Origin of the sequence: Floridaenema aerugineum BLCC-F46 (assembly GCF_041929345.1) — a bacterium.
In the GTDB taxonomy this organism is placed as follows: Bacteria; Cyanobacteriota; Cyanobacteriia; order Cyanobacteriales; family Aerosakkonemataceae; genus Floridanema; species Floridanema aerugineum.
Genome location: NZ_JBHFNQ010000135.1, coordinates 1 through 8,275, shown reverse-complemented (window position 1 = coordinate 8,275; position 8,275 = coordinate 1). Strand labels below are relative to the sequence as shown.

Here is an 8,275-nt window from a genome sequence, read left to right as displayed (position 1 = left end):
TGGCACACCTTCTGGCACAGGCTGAAATGCTTGTACAGTAATCATTCTAATTGCTGATGTAGTTCGTTGTGCCAGGTGTGCCATCACTTTTTTAATTTGAATTTTTCCTAGTTGTGGCACAGCTAAAAAGTAAAAACCCCTGGTACTAGTACCAGGGGTTTCTGCTTTTGGCATTTAGCTACCTCTTGTTTGGTCACACTTACTTGGTGGTTAATCGTTAGGGATATCAGACACATCAAGGCCAACCGCCTTACAAAGTGTTTTGAGTGAAACTTTGTAAAGCCGTGCCAAGGCGACAGCATTTTCCAGGCTTGGGAGCGCTTCACCGCTCTCCCAATCCGCTTGTCTACGTTCGGAGACACCTATTATTGCTTTTACTTGAGGTCTGGTATAACCCAGTTCTTCTCTAAGTACTCTCAATGGACTTTTTTCCTTCTCCGGCTGAGATGATTTTGTGTTTATCATAGCGACGTTTACTTCATGAAGCAAACGTCTTGACTTTGGCAATAGACATGACGTAAACTTCATGCTGGTAGATACAAAAACAGGTAGGCAAGTTGATTGCCTTGTCAGGGTGCAATTAGTTTACCTGTCTTTTTCTTCCTTTTTCTCTTAAATGAGAGCGTCACCAAGGGCGCAAGCTTGGTGTTGATTTGGGCCAGTGCCTATCGCCAATCACTAATAAAACTCGCGGAAGTGTTCTTCTAGGGAAATTTCCATTTTTCCATTTCAACAACGACTCAAAAGCTCAGTTCCCTATCCAAAGCCAAAAGGAGGTGATGCCATAAGTTGATTATGGGGAGCGAAACTAAGACTGATTTAAACGCGAATTGAGTAACGCCTGAGTATTAGTCAGGGGAGACAATCTCCCCTGTTTTTCAACCATGAAAACAGCAATTAAATCAACCCAAGAGCAAATAGTCCAATTTGTAAGAGCTAGGTTTCATTACAGGGGATGGATAACCAAAAATGTTGACAGATACAGAGGTAATATTTGCATGGTTCTTCATCCTAGTTCTCCTGAATATTGCTACTTTGTTATTTTTCTTTTTGACAGTCGCATTAGGCTGTTACCCAAAGAAGATAACGAGCAATACAAAGCAGCCAAAGTGATTATCAAAGAGGCGTTGAAACAATGTTTACTTGCCCAAAATGCAACAGTAAAACCATAGTTTTAGATAGCCAAAAAATATTGGAGCACATTCGCAGAAGACGTGAATGTCAGAACTGCAAACACCGATTTACTACAAGAGAAGTAATAGTGTTTGGAAAAAACACTAAGAAATTTACCAACATTCTTGAAACAGCAAAGGAGTTAATTTATGAGAATCGACAAGATTCATTACCAGCTTAATTGCGTCGTCGGTAGCGGTCTTAGCGAAAGTTTTACCTTTATTGTTGAACCTGAACTGGGGGACTCACTTGATAATAATTTCGCGGAATTAAGAGATTGGGCACATAAAGTTAAAATGCCAAGCGAAAATGATATTTACCACAAAATTCAAAAAGGCCAACAAGCTCTTAGAGAGTTAGATGCCCGGATTGAAGAAAAGAAACAACAATGGAATGAAATGCGAACATTCTTAATAGCTCAAGGCATTAATCCCAATGCCCCTGAAATGCCACTGCCACTTAAATCTTTACCTCAAGCAATTGATGGTGAAATTGTCGATAAAGATATATGAGAGCAATGGGTTAAAGAGTATGAGTTGGATAATATTCCCTTCTAATTGAAGGGTTAATGGGTAAAACATAGCGGCATAAGCCACTATGTTTTACCTTCAGCAATGACTTCCAATTCTATTATTATATCAAATTAGAGGTAAAAATGCTAATAAAGGTAGGCCATAGAATTATCAACACAAAAGCCATTTCTTTCATAGATTTATATTATTCGGAAATGCCAAGCATCCCTGAATGTGTAAGGATTACAACCAATTACGATAATATTTTCTTCTTTGATGAAGAAGCCGATTTACTGCGTTGGTATTTTGCTCACCCTACAAGCGATGTTGTTGATATTAAAGGTTTAAAAGGTGATTTATTGTGAATTTGATCAGAGTATCTAAAGATAATCCCTGTCCGCATTGTGGTAAACCAGACTGGTGTTATTTTTTGGGGGAATTATCTGTCTGCAACCGTAACCATGAACCCGCTCAAGGTTGGTACAAAACGACTAAAACTGATAGTAAAGGCAAATTTTATTACGCACCAGAACAGCCAAAAAAGAAGAAGGTCAGACCGAAACAAACTAGGTATTGGAAATATCCATCTCGCGATGGATCGCCGCTAATTCAAGTAGTCCGCATAGATGATGGTGAAGGCGGGAAACCTACACGATGGCAGGAACACTGGAATGGCAAAAGATGGCTAAAAGGGTACGGAAATATTCAGCGTGCTGATATTCCTATTTACAGGTACGAGGAAGTTAGAAAGGCGATCGCCGATCACAAATTAATCTTCATAGTTGAAGGTGAACCTTGCGCTGATGCACTATGGGAGCTGGGATTAGCAGCAACCACGAATATAGGCGGCGCTGATAGTTGGCGCGATTCGGATACAGCTGATTTATTAGGTGAAGAGGTTATTCTGTGCCCAGACCGCGACAAACAGGGACTAAAGCACATGGAAAAAATAGCCAAAGATTTCCCCAATGCCAAATGGCTTTATGCTTACCCAGAATCCCCATTTTGGGAAGTTGGTAGAATCCCAGAAAGCAAGGGATTAGATATCGCGGATTGGATTGAGGATTACCAATTAACCTCAAGTGACATCCTCAAATCAATTGAGCCAAGACGCAATTTTGACTCACAGCCAGATCAGAAACCAGACGAACCGGAAGAACTAAAATTTAACAGCAGACTTAACCAGAAACTGCATCAAATTGAGAGCAGGCTTGGGAACCATCTTAACTACAACGAATTTAAAAAATGGATTGAAATAGACCATAAACCAATTTGCGATGAGATAAACGATCAGGGGGGAGCCAAACTATTTATCGCTGAAACTCTCGACATGGACATAAGCGATTCTGACGCAATAAGCATCCTTAACCGAATAGCGAAAAAACACCCCTATCATCCAGTGCGCGATTACTTGGAAGAGTGTTATACCCGCTATGGAACAGATACCACGATATTAGAAAATATTGCGCTTCGGTACTTTGGCGCAACAGAACCAATCCATCAAACCTACTTAATTAAGCATCTGATTGGGTCAGTAAAACGGATTTTTGAACCAGGGTGCAAATTTGATTCAATGCTTATCCTGAAAGGTGAGCAGGGAATTCAAAAATCAACTTGGTTCAGGGTACTCTATGGCGATGAAAATTTTACCGATTCAATTTTGGGTACTGAAGAAAAAGACAGCTTGATGGCATTAAGCCAGTACTGGGCTTGCGAGTATTCCGAATTTGAATCGATCACAACTAAGAAAGATGTCAGCCAATTTAAATCATGGTTAGGCAGAGGGAGTGATGATTACCGTGCCCCTTATGCCAGAACCGTTAAATCGCATCCCCGAACATTTGTACTGGTTGGCTCAACCAACAGAGATGACTTTTTGAGGGATGAAACTGGAAACCGTCGTTTTATGGTTATCCCGGTTCAAGGAGACATCCCCACCGAACTTCTGCTAGAGGAACGGGATCGGATTTGGGGAGCCGCCGTCAGTTTGTACCGTGCTGATTTTTCCTCATTCCTGTCCAAAAAGGAAATGGCGGTACAAAAAATCATCAATGAAGACTTCACTCAGGTCGATCCTTGGCAAGATGCGATCGCCAAATATTTACAAGACCGAACGCAAGAATTTGTCCCTACTACAAAAATTCTGGAAGATGCAATCGGACTTGATACCGCTCAGATGGATCAGCAAGCCAATCGCAGAGCAGCTGCGGTAATGCAAGTTTTAGGTTGGAAACGGCAAAGGAAAAGGTTTAACGGCTGTCAACCTTGGGGATGGGTTCTGCCTGTGCCAGCAGAAGACAACAAAATCGCTGATGACCTGGCACAGGTTGTGACTCTTGTACAGCAAGAATTAGAGACTACTGTGCCAGATGTGCCAGAACAAAATTCAAAAGAAGATCCGGTTGCCACCTTTATTGGCTGGGTACGGTCTGTTATTGCTGATAACGACGCTCAAACAGCAAAACACATCAGAGTAGTGCTTCAAGATGCCTGCACTGAGATACCAGGGTTGCGCCACGCAGTATGGGAAGCGCTGGTGACTGAGGAGAGAGAAGCTTTTAAACGACTGCTAGAAACCGAGGAATTAAATTTAGTAGAACAACTCGGAAATGCTGTTACAGAAACAGTTCCATTAACTGAAGAACAAACGCCTGTGGCTGGTACTCCTGATTTGCTTCCTGGACTACAGACAATGGAACCAAAATTTAAGGTGGGCGATAAAATCATCTCCAATGCTTCTGGTTTGCACGGAGAACTAGTTAAAAGTCTGGGAATCAGAAAATTTGGTGGAGATGACCGCCATTGCTATTTATGCAAATTTGACGACGGTCACACAGGAATCGTTTTCGAGGGTAACTTCGTCAGTTATGTCCAGTTGAGCACTGAAGATATAATCGATAATTCAGAAAAATTAAAAGCCAAGGCTATCAGTTTGCAGACTCCTGACGAAGAAATTTGGCAAATGAATGGGTTTAAAAAAGGCGATCGCGTTCGCCTAAAAGACCGAACTTTCTTAAAAGGAAAGCATCATCAATGGCCTACAGGGGAGCTTCTTAATTGGCACAATATTGTCGATCGGATTTCCTTTGATGTAGAACTTCCGAGCCGGGAAATCATCAGAGTAGATGCCGAGTACCTGGAAATTAACACACTAATTAACTCTAGGTTTCCTTATTTCAACTTTGGTTCAAGAGTCAAGTATGGAAATAAAACTGGAACACTGATCGGAAACAAAGGAAATTCAGCTTTGGTGCTTTGGGATAATTCCTCTCAGCCTTCTGAATGTAAATTCAGCGATTTATCTTTAATTCTTCCCAAGTCAGATCCAGATTCATTTTTTCGAGCCTTTGGAATATTCAACCAATTAGGGAAAGGCTCAAGAGTACAAGCATTAAGACACCCCGATCACAAGGGAACAACCAATAAAGTTGCCACTGTCAGAGCCAAAAAATATGAGGATGGTAAATTCCTTGTTTCCTGCGAGGAATTAATGGTTTTCAATTTAGAGGCGGTGAAGGTGATTGAGTTCAAATTAGAAGCTGTGGAGGTGATTGAATGACGACAGCATCTAGTCAATGTCCTAAGTGTCATTATCCAGATATTTACCGGAGAGATCCTAGAAGCCTAACAGTTTACTGTTCAAAATGTGGACATAGTTGGCAATCAAATCAAACCCTTCGAGCTTTACTAAGGGTAGCCGTTTACAGAACCAGAGCGCCTAGAGGCAATCATGATATAAGCGTTTGGCATTGCCCGATCGATTCTTCCAAATACTCCTTTTCAGTAACTTTTGGGGCGGGAGTATCAGTCTTCAACCAATTTGAAGGACACCCCTATGACTGCGGGCAATTCAATACACCAGAAGAAGCTTTAGAAGCTGGAATCAAATGGGTTAAGGAGGATTAATCATGAAATTTCAATCGACTTGCGAGGCTTGTAAAGCTCGGGTTAATTGGGTGAAAACTCCCAATGGAAAATACACACCAATCAACCTTGATGGTTCAACTCATTGGGCAACTTGTCCAGATGCTAAGAGGTTTAAAAAAAAATGACTAGAAAATCCTGTCCACAGAACTTCAATTGCTTAGAAATGGGTGCCCCAAAAGGGCGAAAATGTCAAAATTCAGATTTCTGTTTAGAGGTATTAAGACTAGGAGGGAATCAGGAATTGCCTTACTATGTTGAAACCGAAAAAGACAAAACTACAAGTTCTCCACGTTATGTGGCCCTGGTGGTTAAACGACAGTACGACGAAAATCGTCGCAGCTTTTTTGAGAATTTGGGTTGGGCTTGTGCAGTTGACCTGCCTTACAGGATGTATTTTTATAAGAAAGAAAATTTACCCATAATGGAAGTCCATACTTTTTATTCCATTGATTGCGGTTCAGACGGTTTTTGGGCTGAAGCCGAAAAATTACCGAATACCTATTTTGAGTGGGTAGCCGGAAGGTTATCAAGTTGTTTTTCGGAATATGTAAAAAAGCGAAAGGAGATTAAAGATAATCAAGATTGGTACTATTCCCGATATCGGTGACTAACGAGAATTAAAAAAAACATGAATGTCCATATCAACACAAATAATAATTATTTACGCTTACGCTGTACATATCATGGCAAACGCTATACGCTCGCTTTAGGTGGCCTTAAAGATACCAAAACCAACCGTAAAAAGCTCAATGCTCTAATCTTGGAAATCGAATCAGATATTGAGCAGGAACAGTTAGACACCACCCTTAAAAAATATAAAATCCAAGTTGGAGACAACGATCGCTTCACCTGTTTAGAACTGTTTCAGCAGTGGCTCAAGCATAAAGCTAATTTTGTAGACACTCGCACGTTGGATTGGTACAAAGTGGTCGCAAGAAACATCACCGAAAGCGACTTGGCAGAGCGCAGCGCGGAAATTGATAATGACACCGCAACTGCTTTTTACCACTGGCTGAAGTGCTCCAATTTGAAGCCGGACACAATTCGGAGAAGAATTGAAGCACTCAAAGCCTGTTGGGATTGGGGGATAAATCGCTATGTTGTGAAAAATAACCCCTGGGCAGAAATCGGTAGCTTAATCAAAGCGCCACAACTAGACAGACCACAGCCGTTCACCGTTGATGAAGTTAGAAAAATCCTGAGTGGGTTTGAGGAGTTTTACCCAGAATTATTCCCATTTGTAAAATTCTTGCTCGGAACTGGTTGCCGATTGGGAGAAGCCAGGGCGATCGAGTGGAAAGATGTGAGCGCCGACTGTTCCAAAGTGGAGATTAAAGCTCAGTTGTCACGGAGCGGAAAACGTAAACCAACCAAAACTGGAAAGAACCGAGTATTGATTCTACCGCCGTCGCTACAACAGATGCTTTCATCCATGAAAGGTAAAGGGCGAAAATTGGTGTTCGCATTCCAAGGGGAACCAATATCTGACTACGGCTTCTATTCCAGGTGGCGACGGGTTTTAAAGAAAATCGGGGTTGAGTATCGCAAGCCATACAACACCCGACATACATTCGTTTCGCATTGCATCGATGACAATTGCAACCCAGTAGAAATTGCTCAGCAGACCGGACACAGCGTTCGGGTATTGTTTGACCATTACGCTGGAAGCTTGGGCAGTTCGCCTAAGCTTCCAGAAATGTTTAGGGAGAAATGAAGCATTTTTAGCTAAAAGCCAGGATGCAAGGGTTTAAGTTTGTTTAGTTCACAAATGGGAATCTCTTGAGTAACTGCAACGCTTGTACTCATTTAATATAAGATTTGGTTATCAGCAAACTTGTACCAAATTTTGTACCAATTGTGCCAATCGAATCTCTGAAAGTATGGGCAGTACTGGACTCGAACCAGTGACATCTTGCTTGTAAGGCAAGCGCTCTACCAACTGAGCTAACCGCCCGTTTCTCACCCGCTTAACTACTATAACAGACATTTAAAAAAATGCCAAGTGGTAGAACGCACGATCGCATAACTTTATGGATTTTACCTGTAGTGGCTGTTCTGACGTTCGGACTGACCCAAAGTGGTTCTCTCACGTTGCTAGTCTCAGGGGGTTTTTTGTTTGGCGGGCTGATGTTTGGGCCAGATTTAGATATTTACTCGCGCCAATTCCAGCGTTGGGGCTTTTTGCGTTGGATATGGATTCCTTATCAGAAAAGTCTGCGCCATAGGTCATTTTTATCACATGGGCCGATTATTGGCACGGCGTTGCGATCGCTCTACCTCAGTCTTTGGATTATCATCTTAGGCGGATTGGTAATTTTGATTGCTGATTTGTTCGGAGTAGAAACTAGTGAGTGGAAAACTAGCACTAAATTAGCTTTAGCTTCTGTCTCACAATATAAAGCTGAAGGAATCGCTTTATTGCTGGGATTAGAATTAGGCGCAATGAGCCATTCTTTATCTGACTGGGGTGGTTCAGCTGTGAAACGCTTCAAAAATAGTCAATCTCAGGCAGCTTTGCCACAGTCTTCTAGAGTGAAAAAGCGATCGTCCTCTAAAATTCCCAAACAAAAAATAGAGAAACAAACCACGAAGACACGAAGAACACGAAGTAAAAGAAGCGGTTCATAGTACGTTGTTGCGCTGAGAGCGCTCTTAGAAGAGCG

General features: G+C 41.8%; 11 protein-coding genes and 1 tRNA gene. 10 read left to right on the top strand and 2 right to left on the bottom strand.

The features are described from left to right. Nucleotides 1-210: 210 nt before the first annotated feature. On the bottom strand, nucleotides 211-465 hold the full coding sequence (locus ACE1CC_RS17790; protein ID WP_413271768.1) for a helix-turn-helix transcriptional regulator: 255 nt from the start codon (nucleotides 463-465) through the stop codon (nucleotides 211-213). A 533-nt stretch (nucleotides 466-998) separates the two neighbouring features. Between ACE1CC_RS17790 and ACE1CC_RS17785 the strand changes: the two genes are divergently transcribed. From ACE1CC_RS17785 to ACE1CC_RS17745, 9 genes are all read left to right on the top strand, one after another. After that, complete coding sequence (locus ACE1CC_RS17785; RefSeq protein WP_413271767.1) at nucleotides 999-1,172, top strand: hypothetical protein; 174 nt, start codon at nucleotides 999-1,001, stop codon at nucleotides 1,170-1,172. Beyond that, nucleotides 1,136-1,354: an NrdR family transcriptional regulator gene (locus ACE1CC_RS17780; RefSeq protein ID WP_413271766.1), complete on the top strand. Its 219-nt coding sequence runs from the start codon at nucleotides 1,136-1,138 to the stop codon at nucleotides 1,352-1,354. The genes ACE1CC_RS17785 and ACE1CC_RS17780 overlap by 37 nt, the downstream gene beginning before the upstream one ends. Beyond that, nucleotides 1,323-1,685: a hypothetical protein gene (locus ACE1CC_RS17775; protein WP_413271765.1), complete on the top strand. Its 363-nt coding sequence runs from the start codon at nucleotides 1,323-1,325 to the stop codon at nucleotides 1,683-1,685. Before ACE1CC_RS17780 ends, ACE1CC_RS17775 begins: the two co-directional genes overlap by 32 nt. Before the next feature lie 215 nt (nucleotides 1,686-1,900). Further along, nucleotides 1,901-2,050, top strand: coding sequence for a hypothetical protein (locus tag ACE1CC_RS17770; protein WP_413271764.1), 150 nt, complete (start codon nucleotides 1,901-1,903; stop codon nucleotides 2,048-2,050). Then, the gene (locus ACE1CC_RS17765) at nucleotides 2,047-5,244 is read left to right on the top strand and encodes a virulence-associated E family protein (RefSeq protein ID WP_413271763.1); all 3,198 of its coding nucleotides are present in this window, start codon (nucleotides 2,047-2,049) and stop codon (nucleotides 5,242-5,244) included. The genes ACE1CC_RS17770 and ACE1CC_RS17765 overlap by 4 nt, the downstream gene beginning before the upstream one ends. Next, nucleotides 5,241-5,591, top strand: a complete 351-nt coding sequence (locus tag ACE1CC_RS17760) for a hypothetical protein (protein ID WP_413271762.1) — start codon at nucleotides 5,241-5,243, stop codon at nucleotides 5,589-5,591. Before ACE1CC_RS17765 ends, ACE1CC_RS17760 begins: the two co-directional genes overlap by 4 nt. A gap of 2 nt (nucleotides 5,592-5,593) precedes the next feature. Beyond that, nucleotides 5,594-5,737, top strand: a complete 144-nt coding sequence (locus ACE1CC_RS17755; protein WP_413271761.1) for a hypothetical protein — start codon at nucleotides 5,594-5,596, stop codon at nucleotides 5,735-5,737. After that, a complete protein-coding gene (locus tag ACE1CC_RS17750) occupies nucleotides 5,734-6,219 on the top strand; it encodes a hypothetical protein (RefSeq protein ID WP_413271760.1) in 486 nt (161 codons plus the stop codon). The genes ACE1CC_RS17755 and ACE1CC_RS17750 overlap by 4 nt, the downstream gene beginning before the upstream one ends. 21 nt (nucleotides 6,220-6,240) lie before the next feature. After that, nucleotides 6,241-7,326, top strand: coding sequence for a tyrosine-type recombinase/integrase (locus ACE1CC_RS17745; RefSeq protein WP_413271759.1), 1,086 nt, complete (start codon nucleotides 6,241-6,243; stop codon nucleotides 7,324-7,326). A 167-nt stretch (nucleotides 7,327-7,493) separates the two neighbouring features. Here the strand turns inward: ACE1CC_RS17745 and ACE1CC_RS17740 are convergent. Next, a tRNA-Val gene (locus ACE1CC_RS17740) sits at nucleotides 7,494-7,566 on the bottom strand. A gap of 41 nt (nucleotides 7,567-7,607) precedes the next feature. On the opposite strand from ACE1CC_RS17740, the gene ACE1CC_RS17735 reads away from it, so the two are divergent. Beyond that, complete coding sequence (locus ACE1CC_RS17735) at nucleotides 7,608-8,240, top strand: metal-binding protein (protein ID WP_413271758.1); 633 nt, start codon at nucleotides 7,608-7,610, stop codon at nucleotides 8,238-8,240. Nucleotides 8,241-8,275: the final 35 nt, after the last annotated feature.

Excerpts from the sequence above, each read along its gene's own strand:
- ACE1CC_RS17760 (WP_413271762.1), top strand. The coding sequence starts at position 5,241 with ATGACGACAGCATCTAGTCAATGTCCTAAGTGTCATTATCCAGATATT.
- ACE1CC_RS17780 (WP_413271766.1), top strand. The coding sequence starts at position 1,136 with ATGTTTACTTGCCCAAAATGCAACAGTAAAACCATAGTTTTAGATAGC.
- ACE1CC_RS17775 (WP_413271765.1), top strand. The coding sequence starts at position 1,323 with ATGAGAATCGACAAGATTCATTACCAGCTTAATTGCGTCGTCGGTAGC.
- ACE1CC_RS17735 (WP_413271758.1), top strand. The coding sequence starts at position 7,608 with ATGCCAAGTGGTAGAACGCACGATCGCATAACTTTATGGATTTTACCT.
- ACE1CC_RS17755 (WP_413271761.1), top strand. The coding sequence starts at position 5,594 with ATGAAATTTCAATCGACTTGCGAGGCTTGTAAAGCTCGGGTTAATTGG.
- ACE1CC_RS17750 (WP_413271760.1), top strand. The coding sequence starts at position 5,734 with ATGACTAGAAAATCCTGTCCACAGAACTTCAATTGCTTAGAAATGGGT.
- ACE1CC_RS17785 (WP_413271767.1), top strand. The coding sequence starts at position 999 with ATGGTTCTTCATCCTAGTTCTCCTGAATATTGCTACTTTGTTATTTTT.
- ACE1CC_RS17790 (WP_413271768.1), bottom strand. The coding sequence starts at position 465 with ATGATAAACACAAAATCATCTCAGCCGGAGAAGGAAAAAAGTCCATTG.
- ACE1CC_RS17745 (WP_413271759.1), top strand. The coding sequence starts at position 6,241 with ATGAATGTCCATATCAACACAAATAATAATTATTTACGCTTACGCTGT.
- ACE1CC_RS17770 (WP_413271764.1), top strand. The coding sequence starts at position 1,901 with ATGCCAAGCATCCCTGAATGTGTAAGGATTACAACCAATTACGATAAT.